The 22,536-nt window shown below is 60.7% G+C and carries 28 protein-coding genes; 21 read left to right on the forward strand and 7 right to left on the reverse strand.

Annotated elements, in window-relative coordinates:
• Nucleotides 1-17: 17 nt before the first annotated feature.
• Nucleotides 18-470 (forward strand): hypothetical protein, encoded by a 453-nt coding sequence (locus tag ABWV89_RS08575; protein WP_353395830.1) that lies wholly within the window; start codon nt 18-20, stop codon nt 468-470.
• 139 nt (nt 471-609) lie between these two features.
• On the opposite strand, the gene rpsT is transcribed toward ABWV89_RS08575, so the two are convergent.
• On the reverse strand, nt 610-903 hold the full coding sequence (gene rpsT, locus ABWV89_RS08580; protein WP_353395831.1) for a 30S ribosomal protein S20: 294 nt from the start codon (nt 901-903) through the stop codon (nt 610-612).
• Between the two features lie 121 nt (nt 904-1,024).
• Here rpsT and murJ point away from each other — a divergent pair, with 121 nt between their 5' ends.
• The gene (gene murJ / locus ABWV89_RS08585) at nt 1,025-2,590 is read left to right on the forward strand and encodes a murein biosynthesis integral membrane protein MurJ (RefSeq protein WP_353396075.1); all 1,566 of its coding nucleotides are present in this window, start codon (nt 1,025-1,027) and stop codon (nt 2,588-2,590) included.
• A 39-nt stretch (nt 2,591-2,629) separates the two neighbouring features.
• Entirely contained in the window at nt 2,630-3,493 is an 864-nt protein-coding gene (locus ABWV89_RS08590) for a SirB1 family protein (protein ID WP_353395832.1), read from the forward strand.
• Between the two features lie 5 nt (nt 3,494-3,498).
• Here ABWV89_RS08590 and ABWV89_RS08595 read toward each other — a convergent pair whose 3' ends face one another.
• The 4 genes from ABWV89_RS08595 to purM form a co-directional block, all read right to left on the reverse strand.
• Nucleotides 3,499-4,518 (reverse strand): GlxA family transcriptional regulator, encoded by a 1,020-nt coding sequence (locus ABWV89_RS08595; RefSeq protein WP_353395833.1) that lies wholly within the window; start codon nt 4,516-4,518, stop codon nt 3,499-3,501.
• 4 nt (nt 4,519-4,522) lie between these two features.
• A complete protein-coding gene (locus ABWV89_RS08600) occupies nt 4,523-5,191 on the reverse strand; it encodes a DJ-1/PfpI family protein (protein WP_353395834.1) in 669 nt (222 codons plus the stop codon).
• The gene (locus tag ABWV89_RS08605; RefSeq protein ID WP_353395835.1) at nt 5,188-5,784 is read right to left on the reverse strand and encodes an isochorismatase family protein; all 597 of its coding nucleotides are present in this window, start codon (nt 5,782-5,784) and stop codon (nt 5,188-5,190) included. The genes ABWV89_RS08600 and ABWV89_RS08605 overlap by 4 nt, the downstream gene beginning before the upstream one ends.
• Nucleotides 5,785-5,951: 167 nt before the next feature.
• A complete protein-coding gene (purM, locus tag ABWV89_RS08610) occupies nt 5,952-6,998 on the reverse strand; it encodes a phosphoribosylformylglycinamidine cyclo-ligase (protein WP_353395836.1) in 1,047 nt (348 codons plus the stop codon).
• 189 nt (nt 6,999-7,187) lie between these two features.
• Between purM and ABWV89_RS08615 the strand changes: the two genes are divergently transcribed.
• From ABWV89_RS08615 to folK, 5 genes are all read left to right on the forward strand, one after another.
• The gene (locus ABWV89_RS08615) at nt 7,188-8,312 is read left to right on the forward strand and encodes an AI-2E family transporter (RefSeq protein ID WP_353395837.1); all 1,125 of its coding nucleotides are present in this window, start codon (nt 7,188-7,190) and stop codon (nt 8,310-8,312) included.
• Nucleotides 8,313-8,329: 17 nt separating this feature from the next.
• Nucleotides 8,330-9,016, forward strand: a complete 687-nt coding sequence (hda, locus tag ABWV89_RS08620) for a DnaA regulatory inactivator Hda (RefSeq protein WP_353395838.1) — start codon at nt 8,330-8,332, stop codon at nt 9,014-9,016.
• Nucleotides 9,017-9,114: 98 nt separating this feature from the next.
• A complete protein-coding gene (locus tag ABWV89_RS08625; protein ID WP_353395839.1) occupies nt 9,115-9,783 on the forward strand; it encodes a histidinol-phosphatase in 669 nt (222 codons plus the stop codon).
• A complete protein-coding gene (gene pcnB, locus ABWV89_RS08630; RefSeq protein ID WP_353395840.1) occupies nt 9,780-11,447 on the forward strand; it encodes a polynucleotide adenylyltransferase PcnB in 1,668 nt (555 codons plus the stop codon). The genes ABWV89_RS08625 and pcnB overlap by 4 nt, the downstream gene beginning before the upstream one ends.
• Entirely contained in the window at nt 11,440-11,946 is a 507-nt protein-coding gene (gene folK / locus ABWV89_RS08635; RefSeq protein ID WP_353395842.1) for a 2-amino-4-hydroxy-6-hydroxymethyldihydropteridine diphosphokinase, read from the forward strand. The genes pcnB and folK overlap by 8 nt, the downstream gene beginning before the upstream one ends.
• 111 nt (nt 11,947-12,057) lie before the next feature.
• Here folK and ABWV89_RS08640 read toward each other — a convergent pair whose 3' ends face one another.
• Nucleotides 12,058-12,351, reverse strand: coding sequence for a hypothetical protein (locus tag ABWV89_RS08640; protein WP_353395843.1), 294 nt, complete (start codon nt 12,349-12,351; stop codon nt 12,058-12,060).
• 178 nt (nt 12,352-12,529) lie between these two features.
• On the opposite strand from ABWV89_RS08640, the gene ABWV89_RS08645 reads away from it, so the two are divergent.
• Nucleotides 12,530-12,862 carry a type II toxin-antitoxin system HicB family antitoxin gene (locus ABWV89_RS08645; RefSeq protein WP_353395844.1) on the forward strand — a complete coding sequence of 111 codons (333 nt, stop codon included), beginning with the start codon at nt 12,530-12,532 and terminating at the stop codon, nt 12,860-12,862.
• Nucleotides 12,863-12,938: 76 nt separating this feature from the next.
• Here ABWV89_RS08645 and ABWV89_RS08650 read toward each other — a convergent pair whose 3' ends face one another.
• Complete coding sequence (locus ABWV89_RS08650) at nt 12,939-13,997, reverse strand: integron integrase (RefSeq protein WP_353395845.1); 1,059 nt, start codon at nt 13,995-13,997, stop codon at nt 12,939-12,941.
• Between the two features lie 600 nt (nt 13,998-14,597).
• Here ABWV89_RS08650 and ABWV89_RS08655 point away from each other — a divergent pair.
• The 12 genes from ABWV89_RS08655 to ABWV89_RS08710 all read left to right on the forward strand — a co-directional run bounded on the left by ABWV89_RS08655 (nt 14,598) and on the right by ABWV89_RS08710 (nt 22,478).
• Nucleotides 14,598-15,125 (forward strand): hypothetical protein, encoded by a 528-nt coding sequence (locus ABWV89_RS08655; protein ID WP_353395846.1) that lies wholly within the window; start codon nt 14,598-14,600, stop codon nt 15,123-15,125.
• A gap of 1,161 nt (nt 15,126-16,286) precedes the next feature.
• Nucleotides 16,287-16,667 (forward strand): hypothetical protein, encoded by a 381-nt coding sequence (locus ABWV89_RS08660; RefSeq protein WP_353395847.1) that lies wholly within the window; start codon nt 16,287-16,289, stop codon nt 16,665-16,667.
• Nucleotides 16,668-16,746: 79 nt separating this feature from the next.
• The gene (locus ABWV89_RS08665) at nt 16,747-17,103 is read left to right on the forward strand and encodes a transcriptional repressor (protein WP_353395848.1); all 357 of its coding nucleotides are present in this window, start codon (nt 16,747-16,749) and stop codon (nt 17,101-17,103) included.
• Nucleotides 17,104-17,244: 141 nt separating this feature from the next.
• A complete protein-coding gene (locus ABWV89_RS08670) occupies nt 17,245-17,550 on the forward strand; it encodes a hypothetical protein (RefSeq protein ID WP_353395849.1) in 306 nt (101 codons plus the stop codon).
• Between the two features lie 75 nt (nt 17,551-17,625).
• Nucleotides 17,626-18,033: a DUF4279 domain-containing protein gene (locus tag ABWV89_RS08675; protein WP_353395850.1), complete on the forward strand. Its 408-nt coding sequence runs from the start codon at nt 17,626-17,628 to the stop codon at nt 18,031-18,033.
• 113 nt (nt 18,034-18,146) lie between these two features.
• On the forward strand, nt 18,147-18,500 hold the full coding sequence (locus ABWV89_RS08680) for a GNAT family N-acetyltransferase (RefSeq protein WP_353395851.1): 354 nt from the start codon (nt 18,147-18,149) through the stop codon (nt 18,498-18,500).
• 28 nt (nt 18,501-18,528) lie between these two features.
• Complete coding sequence (locus ABWV89_RS08685; protein WP_353395852.1) at nt 18,529-18,969, forward strand: hypothetical protein; 441 nt, start codon at nt 18,529-18,531, stop codon at nt 18,967-18,969.
• 379 nt (nt 18,970-19,348) lie between these two features.
• A complete protein-coding gene (locus ABWV89_RS08690) occupies nt 19,349-19,735 on the forward strand; it encodes a VOC family protein (RefSeq protein ID WP_353395853.1) in 387 nt (128 codons plus the stop codon).
• A gap of 120 nt (nt 19,736-19,855) precedes the next feature.
• On the forward strand, nt 19,856-20,203 hold the full coding sequence (locus ABWV89_RS08695) for an iron chaperone (RefSeq protein ID WP_353395854.1): 348 nt from the start codon (nt 19,856-19,858) through the stop codon (nt 20,201-20,203).
• A 49-nt stretch (nt 20,204-20,252) separates the two neighbouring features.
• Nucleotides 20,253-21,320, forward strand: a complete 1,068-nt coding sequence (rsgA, locus tag ABWV89_RS08700; RefSeq protein WP_353395855.1) for a ribosome small subunit-dependent GTPase A — start codon at nt 20,253-20,255, stop codon at nt 21,318-21,320.
• A 189-nt stretch (nt 21,321-21,509) separates the two neighbouring features.
• Nucleotides 21,510-21,971: a hypothetical protein gene (locus tag ABWV89_RS08705; RefSeq protein WP_353395856.1), complete on the forward strand. Its 462-nt coding sequence runs from the start codon at nt 21,510-21,512 to the stop codon at nt 21,969-21,971.
• Between the two features lie 78 nt (nt 21,972-22,049).
• A complete protein-coding gene (locus ABWV89_RS08710) occupies nt 22,050-22,478 on the forward strand; it encodes a DUF1801 domain-containing protein (RefSeq protein WP_353395857.1) in 429 nt (142 codons plus the stop codon).
• The last annotated feature ends 58 nt before the right edge of the window (nt 22,479-22,536 follow it).

Consider the following 22,536-nt stretch of genomic DNA (forward strand, 5'->3'; position numbering starts at 1 on the left):
TGGACCAGGATGCAGCCATGACAGCTGAGCCCGCTGCGATGGCGGCAGCCGCAGCGCGAAGACTGCTGTGGGGCGCGATGCTGGCGTTGGCCATCTGGATCGTTGTGGCCTGGCTGCTGCTCTCACCAGCATCAGGCCCGCTGGCGTCTTTGCCAGTCGGGTGGAACGCCTGGATCGGCGGTTTGGCCCTGCTGCTGGCAGGCGCGCACCTGTACTGGACAGCACGCGTGTGTTTTGACTGGTGGGTATTTGCCGGCTGGGCTCGCCGCTGGCGCACATCCGGGTCTCTGGCGGCGGGCGACATGGCAGCCTTTGACCGGCGGTTGGGACGATCCGCTCCACTGGAGACACTCACGCCCGTGCTGGATCTGGCCCGGCGAACAAAAGGGGCCATGGGTCTGGTCAGGCGCCAGACGGCAACAGGTCTTGGATTGCTCTTCTGCGCTGCCTTCATCGCAACGGGGCTCTGAGCGCAGGCATGAAAAAACCGCCCGGTCTTGCGACGCGGGCGGTTTTCGTTTTGCTTTGCTGGCAGCGCACCGTTTCAAACGGCGGGGCGGTTGTTCCGTGAGGAAGGTGCCGCGCCCGTGCAGTGCGCCTGAAGGGTGATCAGGCGGCGGTGGCCAGGGCCTTGACCTTGGCAGACAGACGGCTCTTGTCGCGAGCAGCCTTGTTCTTGTGGAAGATGCCCTTGTCGGCGACGTTGTCGACCACGGACTGCATCTTGGCGAACAGTTCGACGGCCTTGTCCTTGTCACCGGCCAGAACAGCTTTCTCGACGTTCTTGACAGCGGTACGGTACTTGGAACGCAGGGAAGTGTGGGCTGCGTTCAGCTTGACGTTCTGGCGTGCGCGCTTGCGGCCAGACGCCAGGCGGGGGTTCTTTTTGGCTTTGGTTGCCATGGTTCGTATTCCTTTAGTGGTTTGTGGATGTTGCCAGCAAAGCCGACCATTCTATCAGTTTCTCAGCGATTTGCCCATGGCCGGCGAGCGGCGAGCCCTGGCCGTGGTTACACTGGCGGGCGTGTCGCTGCTCAAATCCGCCTCTGTCGTCTCAGCCCTGACCCTGCTGTCCCGCATCACGGGATTGGTCCGGGAGGTTTTGATCGCCTCGACCTTTGGTGCCGGTGCCCTGACCGACGCCTTCAACGTGGCATTTCGCATCCCGAACCTGCTTCGGCGGCTTTTTGCAGAAGGGGCGTTCAGCCAGGCATTTGTGCCGGTGCTGGCCAGTACCAGAGAGACCGATGGCGACGAGGCCACCGCCCGCCTGATCAACCACATCGCCACCATCTTGTTGCTGGCGCTGCTGCTCACCTGTGTGGTGGGCGTGGTGGCCGCGCCTGGACTGGTGTGGCTGATGGCCAGTGGCCTGCAAGACAGTGGCGGCCGGTTCGACGCCGCCGTGTTCATGACCCGCTGGATGTTCCCCTACATCGCTTTCATGTCTCTGGTGGCTTTGTCCGCGGGCATTCTCAACACCTGGCGGCGCTTTGTGGTGCCGGCGGCCACGCCGGTGCTGCTCAACGTGGCCATGATTGTGGCCGCCTGGCTGGGGGCACCCTGGTTCGAGTCGATGGGTATCGAGCCGGTGTACTCGCTGGCCGCAGGTGTCATGGCCGGCGGTCTCTTGCAGCTGTTGATCCAGGTGCCGGCCCTGGCACGCATCGGCATGATGCCGCGGTTTCGCCTCGGGCCGTCGCAGATCAGGGCGGCCTGGTCCTACCCCGGCACGCGCCGGGTGCTCAGCCTGATGGCTCCGGCATTGCTGGGCGTGAGCGTGGCGCAGATTTCCCTGCTGATCAACACACAGATCGCCTCCCATCTGGGTGCCGGCAGTGTCAGCTGGCTGACCTATGCCGATCGTCTGATGGAGTTCCCCACGGCCATGCTCGGTGTGGCGTTGGGCGTGGTCCTGTTGCCGCAACTGGCCGCTGCCCAGGCTGCCAAGGATGATGAGCGATACAGCCGCCTGCTCGACAATGGTCTGCGCCTGGTGGTGTTGCTGGCGGTCCCCTGTGCGGTCGCCCTGTTGCTGTTTGCGCAGCCACTGGTGTCCGTGCTCTACCACTATGGCGCCTTCACGCATCACGACGTGGGTCAGACGGCCACTGCCCTCATGGGCTATGGCGTCGGGCTGGTGGGGCTGGTGGCCATCAAGGTCCTGGCGCCTGGTTTCTATGCGCGCCAGGACATTCGAACCCCGGTCAAGATTGCCATTGTGGTGCTGGTGCTCACACAGGTCATGAACCTGATCTTTGTCCCCTACCTGGCACATGCCGGCCTGGCGCTGGCCATTGGCCTGGCGGCCATGGTCAACGCGTCATGGCTGCTGGTTGGCCTCATTCGCCGCGGTGCGTATCAGCCAAGACCGGGCTGGTTGCGCTTCATCGTGCAGGTCGTCGTGGCCAGCGTGGTGCTTGGCGTATTGCTGTACTGGGTCAATGACCGGCTTGACTGGGTGGGTTTGCGCGTCTCGCCAGTGATGCGGGTGGCCTATCTGGCCAGTACGGTGGTCGGGTCTGCAGCGCTATATTTTTTAAGTTTGGCAGGTCTGGGCTTGAATCTTCGCCAGTTCGTCCGACAATAAATGGAGCCGAGGCGAATTCATCGCCGGTTTGAGCACGCCATGTCCCTGCCTTTCTTCGAGCAATTCAACGCCGTCACTCCGCTGGCCTATTTCGGCTCGCTGGTGCAGGAGGACGACGGCTTTCCGCTGCTGGAAGCGGCGATTGCCTGTGGTCAGGACGAATACCCGGATCTGGATGTCCAGGTGGTGCTGGGCGAGGTGGATCAGCTGGTTGCGCGGCTGCGCCGCCGCTGCACGTCCGAATCTGACCCGCTGCAACGTTTGCGCACACTCAACCAGTTTTTCTTCCTGGACCTGGGTTTCGGCGGCAACGTCAACAATTACTACGACCCGGACAACAGCTTCCTCAATGTGGTCATCCGCACGCGCAGGGGCATTCCGATTTCGCTGGCCATTCTCTGGCTGGAGCTCGCAGGCAGCGTTGGTCTGAAGGCCAAGGGCGTGAACTTCCCCGGGCACTTCATGGTCAAGGTGAACCTGCCCAATGGTCAGGTGGTGATCGATCCGTTCACCGGGCAGTCCCTCAGCCGCGAAGACCTGTCCGAACGGCTGGAGCCCTACAAACGGCGCACCGGTCTGGTCGACGATTTCGATATCCCTGTCGGGCTGTATCTGCAGGCGGCGCAGCCGCGCGAGGTATTGGCGCGCCTGCTGCGCAACCTCAAGGAAATCCACAAGGCGCAGGAAGACTGGCAGCGCCTGATACCTGTGCAGGACCGGCTGGTCATGTTGCACCCTGATGCCTGGAGCGAGTACCGCGATCGTGGCCTCGCCTGGGCCGAAATGGGTGATGCCGCGCAGGCCGTCATCGATCTGCAGATCTACATGGATCAGGCCACCGATGCGCTCGACCGCGATGCCATCGGGCAGCGCCTGCTCGAGTTGCGCCGCACGCCCAGCTGACGGTTTCAGCCTTTCTGAATGGCCGCACGTGGAGTGCCGGGCCGCCCCCACTGCCGCCATGCGCGGCGCAATTGCGTGTCGCTGCCGAATCCGGCCACATCGGCCGCCTGGCTCACATTGAGGCCTGCGTCCAGCGCGGCTTCGGCGGCCGCCAGCCGGATGCTGCGCAAATAAGCCAGCGGTGACATGCCCGCATGGTCGGCAAACAGACGCCCCAGGTGGCGTGCCGACGTGTGGGCCAGCGCTGCCATCTGGTCCACACCCCAATCGTCAGCGGGCCGCTGGCTCACGGCGTCCTGCACACGGTGCACACCTGCATGCAAGTGGTTGCGCCCTTGCAGGAAGGGCGACAGCTCTGGGTCTGTCGGGCCGCGCCGCAGCGCCACCACCATCGCCTGGGCCACCTCGGCGGCGATCACCGGGCCACACACGTCGCCGATGCGATGCAGGAACAGATCGATGCCCGTGGTCACCCCTGCGCTGCTGTAGACCGGTGGGTCCATCACGAAGACCCGGTTGGTCTGCACCTGGCAGTGGCCGGCGGCCTGGCGCAAGTCGTCCAGGTGATGGTGATGCGTCGTGGCTTGGCGGTGGTTGAGCAGGCCAGCCCTGGCGGCAATGACCGAGCCGGCACACACGCACAGCAGTTCCTGCTGTTGCGCCTGCAGGTGCAGACCAGCCAGCCAGTTCAGCACCTCGGTGGCCTCTGCTCCGGAGGTGTCGATGTGTCTGCCCACCTGGCCCAGCAACACCACCCAGTGGGGCGATGTCTGGGGCAGGGGGGGCATCGGTTCCAGGCCGGCAATGCGGGCTCCCACAGACGACACCGATTCTGTGCGTGGCCCTACGAAGTGGATGTCGAACCGGGGCGGCAAGCCCTTGCGTTCAAGCGCCTGGTTGGCAATTCGCAAGGCTTCTGCCGGGCCGGCCCAGTCCAGGATCAGGCTGCCGGGCAGCAGCACAAAGTCCACCCGGATCGGCGCGTCGGTGTTTGTCGTCTTGCGCTCAGTCATGTGCTCAGTCATGTGCTCAGTTTTCTTGCCAGGCGAAGTCCATCTGGCGCGCTGTGCCTTCCGCCAGGCGCCGCCCGGCCAGGCGCTCCACCAGATGCAGGCTCATGTCGATGCCTGCGCTGATGCCGGCCGACGTCACCACCCGGCCTTCATCGACCCAGCGTGGGCCGTCGACCACCTGCAAGGCCGGCCATTGGTGGCGCAAATCTGCCAGATCTTCCCAGTGGGTGGTGACCCGCTCCGTGCGGACCACTCCCGCAGCTGCCAGCACGAAGGCGCCGGTGCATACGGATGCAGTGATGCGGGTGTGGGCGTGTTGATGGCTGACCCAGCGGAGCACGTCCGGTCGAGCCAATACGGGCTCCATCACGCCGCCGGGCACCACCAGCAGGTCGCAATGCGTCACCTCGGCCAGCGTGACATCGGGAAGCAGCCTCAGCCCGGCCCGCGCAGCAACGGGAGACGACGACTCCGCCACACAGCGCACCCGCCAATGAGCAGCCATCGCGAGGGCCGCCACTTCATCAGAGGGCGTGTCAGCTGCTGCGCCGAGCAGCTTCCTGGCCACGCGGGACGCCGTGGTGAAGACCTCATAGGGCCCGCCCAGGTCAAGCGCTTCCACCTGGTCGAATGCCAGGATGGCGATGTCGAATGGTTCGGCAAGCCGTTCAGCGGTGGCGGTCATGCGGGTTCCTTGAGGGCGGTCAGCAGATCCTGCGTCGAGCATACCGTACAGAAACGGCCATGCAGCACGGTGGCGGTGCGTTGCGCAATGGCTTCAGCAGACAGGGGCTGGCCGTCCGGTTGCGTCATGTCAAACGTGAGGGTGGCATCCAAGGGGTAGTGCACCGTCCAGCCCAGGTCGGAGGCGTGGCGCGTGGTGGTCTCGCAGCATTGTTCGGTACGGATGCCCGAGACGATGATGTTCTGGATGCCGTGTCGGGTCAGCCACACGTCCAGGCCAGTGCCTACCAAAGCGCTGTGGCGGTGCTTGATGAAAGTTTCTGCCGCGTCGAAGTCCCTCAGCCCTTCGAGTGGGCGTACCTGTCCAGATACGGCAGAGAAGGGATTGGCCGGTACTTCCGGTCCATCCTGGTGCAGGATGCGGACGATGGGCAGGCCCCCGGCCTGCGCCGCCTCGATCAGACTGTTCTGGGCCGCCAGATAGGCGGGCAGCTGGCGCTCGGTAAAGAAAGGGCGATGGCGGAACGACTCCTGCACGTCGATGACGAGCAAGGCGGTGTGCTGGAGGGGTACAGGCAAAGTGGTGGATGGCATGGCGGGCTCCTGAAACGTTGATTGGAGCCTCTATCGTGCCGATGGTGGTTTGCCCTGTCGCGCCACCATCAGACCAGAATCGAACAAATTCGGACATGGATGCGCCGGAGTTCGGGCAACAAAAAAGGCCCCGAAGGGCCTTTTCTTGTCAATGCGGGGGAGCGTGCTCAGCCCACCACCACCGCAGCGCCGTCGCCTTTGTCGGCAATCACGCCGATGTCGTACACCGTTTCACCCAGTTCACGCAGGGTAGCGGCGGTGGCCGCGGCTTCAGCGGCATCAATCACCACCACCATGCCAATGCCGTTGTTGAAGGTGCGGTTCATTTCGATGTCGTCAATGCCGGCTGTGGCCTGCAGCCAGCCGAACAGCTCGCTCTGGGGCCAGCTGCCCTTCTTGAGGTGAGCCGCCGTTCCCTCGGGCAGCACACGCGGAATGTTCTCCAGCAGGCCGCCGCCGGTGATGTGGGCCATGGCCTTGATCGGATGCTTGGCCAGTGCGGCCAGCGTGCTCTTGACGTACAGGCGCGTAGGAGCCATCACGGCTTCCTTGAACGGCTGGCCGTCCAGCGTGGCAGGCAGGTTGCCGGCCTGTTCGGCGCGCTCGATGCACTTGCGCACCAGGGAAAAACCGTTGGAATGCACGCCGTGCGAGGCCAGGCCCAGCACCACGTCGCCCGGCTTGACGCCCAGGCCAGTGAGGATCTTGCTCTTTTCCACCGCGCCCACACAGAACCCGGCCAGATCGTATTCGCCGTCGGGGTACATGCCGGGCATCTCGGCCGTTTCGCCGCCAATCAGGGCGCAGCCGGAGAGCTCGCAGCCCTTGGCGATGCCGCCCACCACGGCAGCCGCCGTGTCCACGTCCAGCTTGCCGCAGGCGAAATAGTCCAGGAAGAACAGAGGCTCGGCGCCCTGCACCAGCACGTCGTTGACACTCATGGCCACCAGGTCGATGCCCACTGTGTCGTGCATGTTCCACTCGAAGGCCAGGCGCAGCTTGGTGCCCACGCCATCGGTGCCAGAGACCAGCACCGGCTCCTGATAGCGCTTGGGCACCTCGAACAGCGCACCGAAGCCGCCAATGCCGGCCATCACGCCCTCGCGCATGGTCTTCTTGGCCAGGGGCTTGATCCGGTCAACCAGCGCGTCGCCGGCTTCAATGTCGACGCCAGCGTCTTTGTAGGAAAGAGGGGTGTTGGAGGAGTTGCTCATGATGGAAACAGCTGGCCAGGGCAGGCAGAAGAGGGCTTTTGTTGCGGAGATAGCGAAATCCCGGCAGTTGCAGACGCAAGCCAAGGGCCGGGACCGATAGAATTTGGCCTTGATTCTAAAGGCTGGCGCCCCTGAGGAAAGGGGCCAGGCCTCGTATTGGGACACCTAGCGCCCGCCAAACGACTGCCCATGACCTTCACACCGACCCAAATTCGCGCTGCAAGCTGGTTGGCCATTGCCGTGGCCATCTGGATTGTCCTGTCCATGCTGGCACCGGTGCTCATGCCCTTTATCCTGGCCGCCGTCATGGCATACGCCCTGCATCCGGCCGTGGAGCGGCTGGCGGCCCGCAAAGTGCCGCGCTGGCTGGGCGCCGGGCTGGCCATCTCCGTGCTGATGCTGCTCCTGCTGGCGGTGGTGCTGCTGATTGTGCCGGTGGTGACCAAGCAGGTGCCGCTGCTGCGCGAGCAAATTCCACTGCTGCTGGGGCGACTGAACACTGTGCTGGTGCCGCTGGCTGAGCGATTTGGCGTGGAACTCAGGGTTGACGTGAACCAGGTGCGCGCCTGGATGCAAGACCTGATCGCCGGCCATGAAGGCGATCTGTTCAAGGGCTTGCTCTCGTCGCTGCGCATTGGTGGCAGTGCCATCAGCGCCGTTTTCGGCAACCTCATCCTCACCCCCATCGTGGCGTACTACCTGCTGCTGGACTGGGCCCACATCGTGGACCGCACCAAGGTGCTGATCCCGCCCAGGATTCGTGGCAACGTCCAGAGCTTCCTGGACGAGACCGACGAAGTGCTCGGCCAGTACCTGCGAGGGCAGCTGCTGGTGATGGGCGTGTTGGCAGTGCTCTACACCATCGGTCTGGCCCTGGTGGGCCTCAAGCTGGCCTTGCCCATTGGCGTGTTCACCGGCCTGGCGGTGTTCATTCCCTACCTGGGCTTCGGTCTGGGACTGATTCTGGGGTTGCTGGCTGCGGTGCTGCAGTTCCAGTCGGTCATGGGCATTGCGATGGTCGCTGGTGTGTATGTGGTGGGGCAAGTCATTGAGAGCATGTACCTCACGCCGCGCTTGCTGGGCGACCGCATCGGTCTGCACCCCATTGCCGTCATTTTTGCCTTGATGGCCTTTGGCCATCTCTTTGGCTTTGTGGGCATTCTGGTGGCCTTGCCAGCCAGTGCCGTGCTGCTGGTGGCGATCCGCCGGATCAAGCGGGGCTACATGGAAAGCGAGCTGTACACCGACGGTGCCAAAGCCGTTGCCGGGCAGCCCGACTCGCCTCCGCCCGCTGACGAAGGGCAGCCTTCATGAGCGACGGCGGAGCGCCCATGAAACAGATGGCGCTGGACATCGGACTGGCGCCTGTCCCCTCGCTGGACAACTTTGTCGAGGCAGGCAATCTTGACGCCGTGGAGCATCTGCGGCTGTGGGCAGCCAACCCCAACCGATCGCCAGTGCCCACATACCTGTGGGGCGAGAGTGGCAGCGGCAAGACCCATCTGCTTTCTGCCGTGCGTGAAGCGCTGGCTGAATCGGGCGGCAAGGTGGGCTGGCTGGATGCGGGCAAGCTGCATCCACCCGAATTCGACGAAAACTGGGAGGCTGTCGTGCTCGACGATTGCCACCTGTACACCGCCGAGCAGCAGGCGGCGGCGTTCAACTGGTTTGTCAACGCGCAGAGCCCGGCCTCGGGCCAGGCCCGCTGGGTGCTGGCCGCCGCCGACCGGCCACCGGCCGATCTGCAGCTGCGCGAAGACCTTCGCACCCGCCTGGGCTGGGGACATGTGTTCCAATTGCACCTGCTGGCCGAAAGCGAGCGCCGCGCCGTCTTGCGCCGTGTGGCTGACGACCGCGGCGTGTTTCTCAGCGACGAAGTCATGGACTACATGCTCAAGCGCTTCTCGCGCGATCTGAGCAGCCTGACCAGCCTTCTCGAGCAGCTGGATGCCTACGCCTTGCGCACGCAGCGCGCCATCACCATCCCGCTGATCAAATCCATGCTGGAAGAAGAGTGAACCTTCGGGCCGGGTGCTGGCGTTCCCTGCCAGGTTGAGGTGGCTCAGCTTTCGTCCGCTCCGAACCCTCCTGTTCCAACCAATACCGACTGCCTTGTATGCGACTGGCCCTGTTCGATCTGGACCACACACTGATTCCCCTTGATTCCGACTATGCCTGGGGCCAGTTCACCGTGACACTGGGATGGCGCGATGCCGACAGCCATACCCGCGCCAATGACGCTTTCTACGAGCAGTACAAGCAGGGCGTGCTCGATATCCACGAGTACGTGCGGTTTGCTACCGAAGCCCTGCGCGAGAAGGGTCAGGCCGCTGCCGATGCAGCCCACCAGCGATTCATGGATGAGGTCATCCGCCCGGTCATGAAGCCTCAGGCGCTTGACCTGGTCAAGGCGCACCAGGCTGCAGGTGATCAGGTGGTCATCGTCACCGCCACCAACGAATTCGTCACCCGCCCGATTGCCACGGCGTTTGGCGTGGACGAGCTCATTGCCATCGAGCTCGAGCGCGATGCCGGAGGCGAACCCACCGGCGACATCAAGGGCACGCCATCTTTCCGTGAAGGAAAGATCGCCCGTGTGGAACAATGGCTGTCTGCGCGCGGTCAAAGCTGGGCCAGCGTGAGCCACAGCGTGTTCTACAGTGACTCCATCAACGACCTGCCTTTGCTGGAGCGGGTCAACGAACCCGTGGCGACCAATCCGGACGACACGCTCCAGGGTATTGCGCAGCAGCGTGGCTGGCGCATACTGCAACTCTTCGCATGATCAAGAAATTCATCAACAAGCTGCTCGGCAGCGCCACCGGGCAACGCAGCCGCAAGGACAACACCTTCGGCAAGCGCGAGGACGTGCCTGCGTCCGTCCATGGCATTGACCCCACCCTGGTCGACAAGCGCGCCCTGGATGTGGTGCACACCCTCAAGCAGGCCGGGTTTGAGGCCTACATCGTCGGCGGCGCCGTGCGCGACCTGCTGCTGGGCCTGCGCCCCAAGGACTTCGACGTGGCCACCAACGCCACGCCCGAGCAGGTCAAAGGCCTGTTTCGCCGTGCCTTCATCATTGGCCGGCGCTTCCGGATTGTTCACGTGGTCTATGGCCGGGGCCGTGACAGCGAGGTCATCGAGGTTTCCACCTTCCGCGCCTACCTGAACAATGCTGACGCCAAGCAGGTCAAGGGCAATGAAAAGTCCGCCAAGGGCGCACTGGCCAGCATGACCCATGCGGTGGACGCTAGTGGCCGTGTGTTGCGTGACAACGTCTGGGGCCCCATCGAGCAAGACGCTGCCCGCCGCGACTTCAGCATCAACGCCATGTACTACGACCCGGAAACCCAGACCGTGGTCGACTTCCACCATGGCATCCGCGACGCCAAGAAGCACCTGCTGCGCATGATTGGCGATGCGGCCACCCGCTACCGCGAAGACCCGGTCCGCATCATCCGTGCGGTTCGCTTTTCCGCCAAGCTCAAAGCCCTGGGCTTCAAGCTGGAGAAAAAGACCCTGGAGCCCATGGCGCCATCGCTGGGGCTGCTCTCGGACGTGCCGCAAAGCCGCCTGTTCGACGAAATGCTCAAGCTGCTGCAAACCGGCCATGCGCTGGCCAGCATCGAGCAGCTCAAGGCCACTGGCCTGGGCAAAGGCATTTACCCGCTGCTGGACGTGGTGGTGGACCGCGCAGACGGCGAGTTCGTGCGCGCTGCCCTGACCGACACCGACCGCCGTGTGGACGAAGGCAAGCCCGTGGCCCCCAGCTTTTTGCTGGCCTGCGTGTTGTGGTCCGACGTGCGCGACGGCTGGCACAAACGCATGAGTACGCCGCCCCGCCGCCAGGGCCAGCGTCCCATGCCGCCCGTGGCCGCACTGCAGGAATCGGTGGACGAAGTGTTCGACGCCCGCATTGGCGACGTGTCTGGCCGTGGCAAGCTCGGTGCCGACATGCGCGAGATCTGGCTCATGCAGCCCCGCTTTGAAAAGCGCACCGGCAATGGCTGCTTCAGCCTGGCCGACCAGCCCCGGTTCCGTGCCGGGTTCGATTTCCTGCGCCTGCGCGCCCAGGTGGGCGAGATCGACGAAGAACTGGCCCACTGGTGGGAAACCTTCAGCACCGCTGATGACGACCACCGCCGCGACATGGTCGACGCCCAGCGCAGGGCCAAGAGCCAGCAAGGGCCATCGTCTGGTTCCGCCAGGAAGACCTCTCGCAAAGCAGCAGGGGGTGACGCAGCACCCGGCGCAGCCGCAGCAGGCGAAGCCGACTTGTCAGACGATCCGCGCTTCCGGCCCATTGACGGTGATGACGATGACTCTGGCGAGGATACGCCGTCTTCCTCCGCGCCTCGCAAACGTCGCCGCCGCCGTCGCAAGCCGCGCACGGGCGGCACCGGTGGCGGTGGGTCGTCCACGCCACCAGCACCACCGTCCGGTGACTGAACCGCTTTCAGCAAGTAGAAGCCCAGTCAAAGCCTATGTTGGCCTGGGCGCCAACCTCGGTGACGCGGCAACAGCGCTGAAGGACGCGTTGGCCAAACTGGCTGCCACGCCCGGCGTGGACGGCGCCAGCGTCAAGGCGTCCAGCATCTACCGCACAGCACCCATTGATTCTTCCGGCCCGGACTACCTCAACGCCGTGGCTGAGCTGAGCACCACGCTCACCGCGCCTGCCTTGCTCAAAGCCTTGCAGTCCATCGAAAACGCGGCTGGCCGCGAACGCCCGTACCGCAACGCACCGCGCACGCTCGACCTGGATTTGTTGCTCTATGGTGATGGCCGCATCCAGGCACCACCCACCCTGGTCGTGCCGCACCCGCGCATGTGGGAGCGGGCGTTTGTGCTGGTGCCGCTGCACGAGCTGGCGCCAGGCAAGGTAAGCCAGGCCACCCTGGACGCCGTGGCGGAGCAGGCGAGAGGCGTGCATCGTATCGGCCCATAGCCAACAAGGTAGAGTCGTCGTTGCGGACTTGTTTGAGGTACCAAATATTGGTGCTATCTAAAAATGAAGCGGAAACACCAATGCACGCTCGAACTCATTTTCTCCAGGCCATCAAGCGCGAATATTCTGTGGCGCGACATTGAGAGCCTTTTTGATGGGTTGGGTGCCGAGGTGAGCGAGCGCGAAGGCAGCTGAGTTGCGGTGGTTCTGTTTGGTGAAGTGCGTGTATTTCACCGGCCGCATCCATCGCCTCATACCGACAAAGGCGCTGTCGCCAGTGTGCGCAAGTGGCAAGGGCCTGTTCACACTATTTTTCAAAGATGCGTTGCAGATCAAAAATGCCATGCGCAAGGCGCAAAACGCAGCCGGGGTCTTGCCCCGACAAGGCTTTGCAACGCCGCGCATGGCGTTTTTTGGTGGCAACCCGGAGGGAAAGGGGTGGAAGCAGCGCCACTTGTCGTTGCACTCCTAGGCCAGACACCCGGTCTGCCCGTCCTCGCACGCCTAAATTGGCGCTGCTTCCACCCCTTTCGCACTTGGAAAAATAGTGTGAACAGGCCCTAAAACAGCACGGAGTAGAACCATGAACGTGATGACAGTTGACGGCTACCACGCCAAGATTGAGTACGACGAGGAGCTTGACCTCTTTCGCGGCGAAATTCTTGGACTGAATGGTGGCGCAGACTTCTACGGAAAGAACCCCAAAGAGTTGCGCGCTGAGTTCAAGAAGTCCCTGCGAGTATTTCTTGAGGTGTGCGCGGAGAAAGGCATAGAGCCCAGAAAGCACTTCTCCGGAAAATTCAATCTCCGCATTTCGCCGGAGCTGCACGAGCAGCTTGCGATTGCTGCTCAGGCAGAAGGAAAGAGCATCAACTTGCTGGCCCAGGAGGCTTTGCGCCTCCGGGTCGCTTCTTGAGCAAACGTCCGTTTTCACGTCTCAAGGCCTTGGCCTTGGCCTTTGGCGCTGGTTGCCTCAACCTGAAAAGCCTGGCTCAGCCGGACAGGGCGCTTGGTGCGTTCAAAGCATCCAAAGGGCTAGAGGTTCCACCCGCCGCCACCTTGAGCACATGGGTGTAGATCATGGTGGTGGACACATCCGAATGGCCGAGCAACTCTTGCACCGTGCGAATGTCGGTGCCCGCTTGCAGCAAATGGGTGGCGAAGGAATGGCGCAGGGTGTGGACGGTCACGGGTTTGGCAATGCCGGCTTGCAGGACGGCCATTTTCAGCTTGCGTGACAACCGTTCTTCGAACTGGTGATGGCGACGTATGACACCAGTAACCGGGTCTGTCGAATGTTTGCTTGATGGAAATACCCAAAACCAAGCCCAACTCTCCCCGGCCCGGGGGTACTTCTTTTCCAGAGCGTGTGGCATGAAGACGCCCCCTCGACTGCTCGCTCTGTCCTGTGCCCAGAGCGCTCGGGCCGTCGCCAATTGTTCCTTCAGGCTGGCCACAATCGAAGCAGGCAACATCACCACTCTGTCTTTGCCGCCTTTCCCACTTCGAACAACGATAGCGTTACGGTCAAAGTCCACGTCCTTGACCCTCAAGCCCAAGCCTTCCTTCAGGCGCATTCCCGTCCCGTAGAGCAGGGAGGCCAGAAGCTTTTCAGTGCCACCCATCAGGTTGAGTACCGCCTGGATCTCGTTGGTGGTCATCACAGTCGGAATGCGTTTGCGTTCCGGAGGCCTGCCAATGTTCTGCAACCACGGTAAATCACAACCCAAGACCTGGCGATAAAGAAACAGGAGTGCGTTCAACGCCTGCCGATGAGTGGCCGGAGACACCCGCCGTTCATCCGCGAGCATCGTCAAAAAGGATTCAACTTCGGTTTGCCCCATTTGCTTGGGGTGCCTGAAGCCCTTTGCTCCGGTACCGTCCGGATTTCGCGCTGCCCACAACACGAACGACTTGGTCCAGTAGACGTAGGCTTTCTCCGTCTGTAAGCTGTAGTGCAAATATCTGACTCGCTCGCGCACCTGATCGAGCAGTCGGTTGGACCTGGGAGGGGTCCAGTCGGGTTTGTCGGATTTGTTATACCTGTACATTTATACAGCATAATGCGCTACAGGATTGATTTCAAACAAGTTTTAGGTATATCCCGGTCCGTGTTATCCGACTTCGATTGTGGGTATCCGACTTTTTGCCGGGTATATCAAAGTTGGGCCTCATGAAATCAGTAAACAAGCACGCCGACGGAACACTCTGCCCGGAAGGGACGAGAAGCGTTCCCCGCGGCTACGTTGCTTGTTGCGAAGACTTCGATCGGCACACCGCCAACTGTTATTACGATGTGCGATTTGAATGGTGGCCTCAAGACAAGTGCTGGGTCATCGTCATTGCGGAGTCCGCGGGTGGTGGCGGTATCGAAATTTCCTTTTGCCCCCACTGCGGGGCGAGGCTGAGCGGAACACAGATCGTCCCGGCGCGAAAGGCGAGGAGAACGAAAAGTGAATGAACCAGTCTTCACCGAGTCAGTTGTGCAAGTGCCACCGCTCTTCTTGCGCACTGCCGGGCTTATCTCGGTGGTCGGCGGCCGAGGTTGGTTGTCTGGCCACGGCTATTCCGTCAAGAGGCCCAACATTTCCATCAAGCGGACCTGCCTACGGCAGGCCGCTTATGTCAGGCGTTAGCTATTAGGGGTAAGTATGTTTAAATTTTCCGATGGGAAATACTTTGTCTTTTGTAGTTCAGATAAGAAAAATGGAAATCTCGCTGAAGGTGCAGCTGTTGTTGAGTATTTAGTGCGTGATGACGATTACTCCGAGTATATAATTTTCGGTGTTGGCGATCACTTTCTGTGCCCAGATTTAGTAATTCACGGCAATTATTCACCTGCTAGTGCCTCTGGCTTTAATCCGGGGATTTTGATTGTGCCTGATACGAATATTCTATTTTTTGGTGCGGGCGATTTGGTTCAGGTTTGGGATTTATCCAATCGTGAAAAGCAATTTGACTACACTGTAGATTGTGGGTTCTGGCATTGGAATCATCATAAAGATTTAGTTCTTATGTCCGGTGAGCTAGAGTTTGCGGTTTGGGGAGTTGATGGCAAAAGGCTTTGGTCCTGTTTCGTTGAGCCACCTTGGAGCTACACAGTTGACGGTGACATTGTTTTGCTTGATGTTATGGGTGGTGTCACTAAAAAGAAATTGTATAGTGGCACAAATAGCTAACAAAAACATGCAACAGGACGTTTTGTTCCGTGGTTCAATTTTGCGCTCGCTCCGCTCACTTTAGCAAAATTGCTCCACTCCACAAAACGCCTCTGATGTTGGCGTTAAAGCTCATGGAATTCAGTGCTCTTTCGGGCCAACGTCTACTTTCGCTGCGCTTGATGAGCGTGGGGACCCACCCAGCCTGGGTAGACAGTTCCACTCCGCAGATCGCAACCTACGCTGCTAATCTGGAATTCCCGGAGGAAGTTGGCTGTGTTCAGGTGTGTCCATGCGAGGTCGCGATTCCCGGAAGATACCCGGCGCTAGGGATTGAGTTACGCAGCTGGCCTGAGCCGCCTGGCATTCAGCGCTGGGACGGCGGCGAGTATGGTGTTACGACACCGGAAGAGCTTCAGCAGTATTTGCCTGCCACAGTCCAGGATGTGCGGCCTTGGGACTCGATGGGTGAAGGTCCCGTCTCGGCGCTTGATCTCGTTCTCAGTACCGGCGCGACCTTAACGCTTCGGCATGTCTTTCCGCCCATGATGCTCGGGGTTGATGTGCACATCGGGGGCCGCAATGAGCTTTAACAAATCGGCCCAGCACGGACGGCCTACGGCCTCCGCTGGCCTAAATCGTTGGGCGTCATGCCGTTGATCGAGCTTTTTCGCCACTCTCTACAACGGCTTGAAGCACGGCCACGCTGGCTGCGCTGGCTCGAGACCGCACCCCCAGCGGTCCGCTCGGCCGACGACCGCTTTCGCCGAACTTTTGTGCGCATCCAACTGCCGTGTGCCGCCTTGGTAGTGTGTGTCTTTGCGGCGGCAAAGAACTATGGTCTTCTTGCCCCGCCGTCTATCGCTAGCTTGTGGCTTCTGCTCGCGGGCATAGCGGCGCTCAGCTGGCCGGTCCCAATCCTTCGTCTTGCCGTCGCCGCACATCGGGGCGCGAATGCAGCGGACGGGCTGGCCGCCCGACTGCGGGCCCTTTCGGCAGGCGCGTCCATTCTTGGCGCTCTCATCGTTGTATGCCTTGTAGCTCTTGTCGCACTCACTGCACGTGTCACGCTCAACGCGGGGCTGCCATGGTTTTGATGACGCCCAACCCGTCGGTCGAGCGGTCGGCCTCCGGCGGGCTTCGCCCGCCTGCAGCTGCCGCTCACCGTCAAAGTTGGGTGTCATGAGCCAGCGCATATCTACTTCAAGAGCCACTTGGCTGGGCCTTCTGGTTGTAAACGCCCCCGTGCTGTTTCTACTGTGCGGACCACTCTTTATCTTTAGCCAATTTGTTGATGACGGCGCTATTTCTCGCTCCTACAATTGGCTGGGTTTACTGGTCTTCGGCGCCGGGTTTTTGCTGGCATGGATCTGGTGGTCTGTCTCGGCTCCCAAGTGGCGCCTGTGGGCCTACCAGCGCGTCGAAGATATTGCCGAACTCAAAGCTCGATCCGTTAGCGTGGGCCTTACATGGCCTGACGGTCATTTCTTCGAGCGTACCGAGGTAAAGTCCCGCTCACATGCGCGTCGTGAAAAGGAATTGGACACAACTGCAAGGAAGTAACCTGACGAGGTTGAACGACAACCTGCCAATGTCCCACTACATGACGCCTAACCCATCATGTCAGACGTCAGAGACCTTCATGCACCTCAATGCCACCGTGTCAGCATCGGCCTTTGACGAGCATTACCAAATGGCGCTGGTCTATTGCTTTGACAGGGAAAGGAACTACTGCTTCTCACTATCCAGATTCCCCGAGGAAGACGAGATTGAAGTGATGGTTCTTGACCAAATCAACCATAAGGTTGGAGACCTGTCGGTAGAACTGCGAGGCTCCACACTGAATGTCACCCTAGACAAGTCGCTTGCGGCCCACCTTGACGGCCACACGACTTACGCCATAGGTCTCCTCGGCATTGAAGGGCCAGAACGAGATGATCTTTGTGATGCACTTCGTAAAATCTTCGAGGGAAAGCAGGGGCTCAAACTTGAAGACTAGTGGCGGTCGGATTGTCAACCTTCGTGGTTGCCGACCAATTGACTCTAACCCGCCGCTCCAGGGGACGCCCGACAAGCTGCGCTTCACGGTCCCCTCCGGCCTTCGGCCTTCGGTCGCCCCTGCGCTAGCACCTTAGACCCCATGCAGAGCAACCAGGAACCCACATCGATTCCCGCTTTCGTTTCAGTCTTCGCATTTGGTGCTCTGTCACTTCTCGGGGGCTGGATCGTTGTTCATGGCGACGGCTTCTATGCGGCAAACAGCAAGTACTCCTCAAGCGCCACGTTCGTGGCGGGGATGCCGGCCGTCTTCATGGCACTTCTTCAGTTCTTGGCCGCCGCACTCGCGTTCACATGGGTGTTGCGCCGCTACCTTTCTCCTGTTCCCTCTTTTCTCGCGGGGTTCGGGCTTACCTTCATGCCGCCGCTACTCTTCTTGCTTCGATAATTGCGCGTCGGCCCCTTACCTACAACTACAACTTCAACTTCAACGACAAGGGCTTCCCCCCGTCAGGCCACTCACATGGCAGCAATCCACCGATCAGTTGCAGCGCTCCGCATCATTGGCGATGAACTGGACCCAAGCGAAATCACGAAGCTGCTTGGTGCGGCCCCCACCTATTCACATTCAAAAGGTGAAGTGCTGAAACGCCCAAAAGGTCGAATCGCCAACTTCGGAATGTGGCGGTTAGATGCGCCTCCGTTCGAGCCGTCGGAGTTCAATGACCAGGTTGTGTTGCTGCTCGCTCAACTCACGCAGGATCTGGCCGTCTGGGAAGCGTTGAGTGCGAAGTACACCGTGGACTTCTTCTGTGGCTGGTTCATGGACGAAAGCAACGAAGGCGAAGACATATCGCCAGCAACGCTGGTAGCGCTTGGAACTCGCGGCATTACACTTGGTTTGGACATTTATGCCCCGGATGACGAGTAGCGCGAAAAGCGCCTACCGCACAAAGGCCACTTATGCAGAAACTTCCACACTACGAACAACAAGCCACCGTACCGACGGCCGCGGAGTTCCAAGAGCTGCGTGCTCTGTGTGGCATGTCCCCGAGATCTGTTGAAGCTGCACAGCGGGGCCTGCCGAACAGTTTGTTCGCTACCACTGTCCGTGACGGTGACAAACTGATAGCGATGGGAAGAGTTGTCGGCGATGGTGGGTGCAACTATGAAGTCGTGGACGTCGCCGTGCATCCTGCTTATCAGAAACAGGGTCTGGGCACCGCAGTCATGGACGCCATCATGTCTTTCATAGAGAAAAACGCACCAGACACGGCCTACGTCTCATTGATCGCTGACCACCATTCGCCAGCCTTGTATTCGAAGTACGGGTTTGAGCCAACAGCACCCGTCTCGATTGGCATGGCTTACAGGGTAAAGCCAAAGCCAAGGCGATGATGCGCCGGTTGCCTGTGCGCCAGATGCCATGAATAAGAAGCGCTCCCAGTGTGACAACTGTGCTCCGCGAACGCTTGCTGTCCCCGCGGTGGTGTTGACAGGTGCAGTGGCTGCTGTGGCGGCCGGGTTTCGCGCTGACTCCTATCTGGAGCATGTCCACAACGTCCCGCCGCCGCACCCTTACCCTTTCGGTGCAGTGCTGTGGGTGCTTGCGTTCATGGCAGTTGAAGGAATGGCCGTTTTCGCCATTCTTCGGCCTTGCTCCTACAGCTACTCTTGGGGCAGATCTCTGACGGCACTTCTGCTTTCGGCTGGCTGTTTTGTGATCGGCCTTTTGGGGTCGATGCATGCGCCGCCACCATGGAGCATCTTTGTGCTTTGGCAAATCGCCACGCTGGTGGCCATGCTGCTGCTGTTTCTGTCTTCAGCCGCCGGAGCGGTGGCCAGGTCCTGGCGTCAGGGAGCATGATGCATTCACTTCGTCAAATTCTTCTGGGTGTACTGTGGCTGTGGGCCGGTCAATTCAGTGCGAAGACCCTGAGCCCTGACACCAGACGCGCAACCGTGAGCACCAAGAATCGGGGGTATCGCCCCGCATGATTGAAGGCGAGTGCTTCTGCGGAGCCGTGCGTGTCGAAAACTGGTGAAGCGAATCGTCGGCAATGACAATGAAGACACCTGGGTTTTGCGTGCGGACTGCGAAGAGGCGGCGGCGCTCAGGGTAGGCCGACACCAACGTGGTGGATCCTGGCGGCTGCAAGTCGTAGCCATGCGCCGGGTGAGGCCAGTCGTGGCATAGTGGCAAAGCAGCAGTGTTTTGACGGTATCACCATGGAGTTGAAGTCCTCATGAAGCGAGTCACAGGCATTGGAGGCGTTTTCATCCAGGCGAAAGATCCGCAGGCTTTGCAGGCTTGGTACAAGCGGCATCTTGGCATCGATGTACAGGCCTGGGGAGGGACGGCCTTTTCCTGGGCCGACGAAGTCGGGCAACCCATCGGCGGATCGACCATCTGGTCAGTGGGCGCCGTGGAGGACGCCGCCTCGTCCGGCAGTAGTGCGCCGTTCATGGTGAACTACCGGGTGGACGACCTGCACGCAGTGGTCAGGGCGCTCAGGAAAGAAGGCTGCAACGTGCTCGACAAGGTGGAAGAGTCCGAGTTCGGGAAATTTGCCTGGGTCATCGACCCCGAGGGAAACAAGGCTGAACTTTGGCAACCCCCAGCGGGGCAATGAAAGGTGCGCCACGCCGTTGTTTTCTTCTTCAACATCTTCTTCATCATCATGTTCTTCTTCGGCTGCGCTGCCCGGAGCATTGCGCGGTATCGTTGAACAAGAAAAAAGGGAGAGACGCTCATGGCACACGAGTCACAAGAGGCTTACTTCGAGACTTTGCCCGCTGAGGCAAAGACACGACTTCAGCGCCTTCAGGCCAGCGTTCTGAGGCTCGTGCCGGGTGCGACGAAGTGCATCAGCTACAACATGCCGGCCTTCAGGGACAAGCGCGTTTTCTTCTACTTTGCGGCTTTCAAAAAGCACATCGGCATCTATCCGCCGGTTACCCGTGACGCAGCGTTGATACAAGAGCTTGCGCCGTTTCGTGGGCCGAAGGGAAACCTGTCGTTTCCTCTCGATCAGCCCCTGCCGGTGGAGTTGATCGAACGTGTCATCCTTGCACTTCACAGGGAGTACGAGAACCAATGACAACGTCTCTTCCTGCGCCACACTGCGCCTGGATGGAAAATACCAGACCATGAATCAACATTGTGATTTGAGTGGACTCGGCTGGGACGACTGGTTTGCTCAGCGGGCAGACTGCAAGCTGCCGGACACTGTCGCCCGCGTTGTGGCGGTCGACCGGGATCAATGGTTGCTCTCGGATGAGAAAGGGAGTTTCCGGGCTGGGCTGGCTGGACGCTATTGGCACCATCACCACCTGAATCAGGAGCTGCCGTGCGTGGGCGACTGGGTTTGTGTGGAGAAGCAGCCCGGCGATGACTTCGGCGTGATCCATGCACTTCTGGAACGCAAGACTTCTCTGCGCCGGAAGGCGGCGGGCGGCACGGTGGCCTATCAGATGATCGCGGCGAATGTGGATGTCGTGCTCATCGTGCAGTCTTGCCATTTCGATTTCAACCCGAAACGCCTGGAGCGCTACCTCGTCATGGTGACGGAAGGTGGGGCCGAGCCCTGCGTTCTGCTGACCAAGACAGACCTGGTGAGCACTGAAGTACTGGCCGCTCAGATATCGGAGATCCAGTCCATCGGTATCGACGCGCCCATCTTGCCCTTGAGCAACGTCACCGGGGACGGCGTGGGAGACATCAGACGCATGCTGCAGCCAGGAAAGACCTATTGCTTTGTCGGTTCGTCAGGTGTCGGGAAGAGTACCCTGATCAATCAGTTGCTGGGTCATGAGCGGGCAGAAACGAGGGCAGTCAGCGGGACGGGCGAAGGGCGTCATACGACTGTTCGCCGTGAGCTGATATGCCTCGACGGCGGCGCGTTGGTGATCGACAACCCAGGCATGCGCGAGTTCGGCATTGTCGGCGCGGAAAGCGGCATGGAGAGCAGCTACTCAGGCATCTCTGCTCTCGCATCCCGTTGCCGTTATCAGGATTGCAGCCACACTGCAGAGCCTGGTTGCGCCGTCAGGGCAGCGATAGAAGCCGGAGAGATCAGCCAGGAATCTCTTGAGAGCTTTCTCAAGCTCAGAGACGAGATGGCATTCAACGACCTGTCCTATGCCGAGAAGCGGAGAAAGGATCGGGATTTTGGTCGTTACATCAAGTCTGCAAAGAAGGATTTGCGCAAGCAGTAGACAGGCAGCTGTGAATCGGACGGCAGCTGTGATTCGAAGAGGCGCTCAACCCTGTCTTGCACGCCCGCCGGCACAGCCGCTTGCCGGCGCTGTTTGATGTACAAAGACTCTTCTGGCGACGCACTGGCATTCGGAGGCCATCACGTCAATGCGTGAGATATGCAAACAAACTGATAGGAGGTTTTCTCTATGGCGATGAAGTACGGTCGAGCGCTGTCTGCGCTGGTTCTGGTCCAGTTTGCGTTGACGGTGATTCACCATCTGTATGGAGAGTTCTTTCTCTATCAAGATGGAACGAGGTTGCACATCGCGATCTTTGCCCCGCTGGCGCTGCTTCTGACGTTCGCGCCGTTGTGGCTGCACAAGAGCAAAACTGGGACGGTGATGTTCACGGTCTGGTCAGTTCTTCTTTGGGTGCTGCTGGTTGGTGTCTACGAAGGGTTCTGGAATCATGCTGCTTTGAATGTGGTGAGCCTCCTTGGCCTGGACAATGGCATGAGCTGGGCTTTTGTTCGGCTGACCCCTGGGGACGCGATATTTGAATCGACTGGTGCTGCCCAGTTTGTCGTGGCCTGTGCGCTGCTGGGTGTGCTTTTCGCAGGGCATTCCAGACGTTCGGCGAGGCATGCCGCAGCGCCGGCGAAGCAGTGAATCCTGCCGACGCCGGTGCGGTTCCGGGCTCTTGCCCGTGGTCTTGCCTTTGCTGGCTTTGAGGAGCGGTTCGACGGCGTGAAGAAGGACGGACAACCCATTCAACATCCGGGTGTTCAGGCCCGGTTTGACGCGTATCCACCAGCCGCTCGTGAGCGCATGATGGCCTTGCGTGAGCTGGTTCTTCGCACGGCGGCGTCGACGCCTGGTGTGGGAGAGATGGAAGAAACGCTGAAGTGGGGCGAGCCAGCCTATGTCACGGTGTGTGGTAGCGGCAGCACGGTGAGGATGGACTGGAAGGCCAGCCAGCCGAACGAGTACGCGCTGTATTTCCACTGCCAGACGACGCTGGTGGATACATTCAGGTCGCTGTTTCCCGGTACGTTTCGCTTTGATGGCCATCGGGCTGTGGTGCTGGCGCTGGACACGGACTTGCCGGTGGATGAGTTGACCGTGTGCATCGAGGCGGCGCTGACCTATCACCTCAAGAAGAAGAGCAGGACGTAGTGGGCAGTGGGTTCAGCGCGAGCCCCATCCCTGATTCTGGGGACGCTGTCTGTGCATG

This window comes from Hydrogenophaga sp. 5NK40-0174, from assembly GCF_040372165.1.
Lineage (GTDB): Bacteria > Pseudomonadota > Gammaproteobacteria > Burkholderiales > Burkholderiaceae_C > Hydrogenophaga.

Bases quoted from the DNA above. Each gene is read 5' to 3' on its own strand.
- ABWV89_RS08670 (WP_353395849.1), top strand. From the start codon at position 17,245: ATGCAGAGCAACCAGGAACCCACATCGATTCCCGCTTTCGTTTCAGTC.
- ABWV89_RS08605 (WP_353395835.1), bottom strand. From the start codon at position 5,784: ATGCCATCCACCACTTTGCCTGTACCCCTCCAGCACACCGCCTTGCTC.
- ABWV89_RS08640 (WP_353395843.1), bottom strand. From the start codon at position 12,351: ATGCGCGGCGTTGCAAAGCCTTGTCGGGGCAAGACCCCGGCTGCGTTT.
- ABWV89_RS08655 (WP_353395846.1), top strand. From the start codon at position 14,598: ATGTTTAAATTTTCCGATGGGAAATACTTTGTCTTTTGTAGTTCAGAT.
- ABWV89_RS08625 (WP_353395839.1), top strand. From the start codon at position 9,115: ATGCGACTGGCCCTGTTCGATCTGGACCACACACTGATTCCCCTTGAT.
- ABWV89_RS08675 (WP_353395850.1), top strand. From the start codon at position 17,626: ATGGCAGCAATCCACCGATCAGTTGCAGCGCTCCGCATCATTGGCGAT.
- rpsT (WP_353395831.1), bottom strand. From the start codon at position 903: ATGGCAACCAAAGCCAAAAAGAACCCCCGCCTGGCGTCTGGCCGCAAG.
- ABWV89_RS08685 (WP_353395852.1), top strand. From the start codon at position 18,529: ATGAATAAGAAGCGCTCCCAGTGTGACAACTGTGCTCCGCGAACGCTT.
- ABWV89_RS08680 (WP_353395851.1), top strand. From the start codon at position 18,147: ATGTCCCCGAGATCTGTTGAAGCTGCACAGCGGGGCCTGCCGAACAGT.
- ABWV89_RS08600 (WP_353395834.1), bottom strand. From the start codon at position 5,191: ATGACCGCCACCGCTGAACGGCTTGCCGAACCATTCGACATCGCCATC.
- ABWV89_RS08690 (WP_353395853.1), top strand. From the start codon at position 19,349: ATGAAGCGAGTCACAGGCATTGGAGGCGTTTTCATCCAGGCGAAAGAT.
- purM (WP_353395836.1), bottom strand. From the start codon at position 6,998: ATGAGCAACTCCTCCAACACCCCTCTTTCCTACAAAGACGCTGGCGTC.
- ABWV89_RS08575 (WP_353395830.1), top strand. From the start codon at position 18: ATGACAGCTGAGCCCGCTGCGATGGCGGCAGCCGCAGCGCGAAGACTG.
- rsgA (WP_353395855.1), top strand. From the start codon at position 20,253: ATGAATCAACATTGTGATTTGAGTGGACTCGGCTGGGACGACTGGTTT.
- ABWV89_RS08645 (WP_353395844.1), top strand. From the start codon at position 12,530: ATGAACGTGATGACAGTTGACGGCTACCACGCCAAGATTGAGTACGAC.
- ABWV89_RS08650 (WP_353395845.1), bottom strand. From the start codon at position 13,997: ATGTACAGGTATAACAAATCCGACAAACCCGACTGGACCCCTCCCAGG.
- pcnB (WP_353395840.1), top strand. From the start codon at position 9,780: ATGATCAAGAAATTCATCAACAAGCTGCTCGGCAGCGCCACCGGGCAA.
- hda (WP_353395838.1), top strand. From the start codon at position 8,330: ATGAAACAGATGGCGCTGGACATCGGACTGGCGCCTGTCCCCTCGCTG.
- ABWV89_RS08695 (WP_353395854.1), top strand. From the start codon at position 19,856: ATGGCACACGAGTCACAAGAGGCTTACTTCGAGACTTTGCCCGCTGAG.
- ABWV89_RS08660 (WP_353395847.1), top strand. From the start codon at position 16,287: ATGAGCCAGCGCATATCTACTTCAAGAGCCACTTGGCTGGGCCTTCTG.
- ABWV89_RS08615 (WP_353395837.1), top strand. From the start codon at position 7,188: ATGACCTTCACACCGACCCAAATTCGCGCTGCAAGCTGGTTGGCCATT.
- ABWV89_RS08590 (WP_353395832.1), top strand. From the start codon at position 2,630: ATGTCCCTGCCTTTCTTCGAGCAATTCAACGCCGTCACTCCGCTGGCC.
- ABWV89_RS08705 (WP_353395856.1), top strand. From the start codon at position 21,510: ATGGCGATGAAGTACGGTCGAGCGCTGTCTGCGCTGGTTCTGGTCCAG.
- ABWV89_RS08595 (WP_353395833.1), bottom strand. From the start codon at position 4,518: ATGACTGAGCACATGACTGAGCGCAAGACGACAAACACCGACGCGCCG.
- ABWV89_RS08665 (WP_353395848.1), top strand. From the start codon at position 16,747: ATGCACCTCAATGCCACCGTGTCAGCATCGGCCTTTGACGAGCATTAC.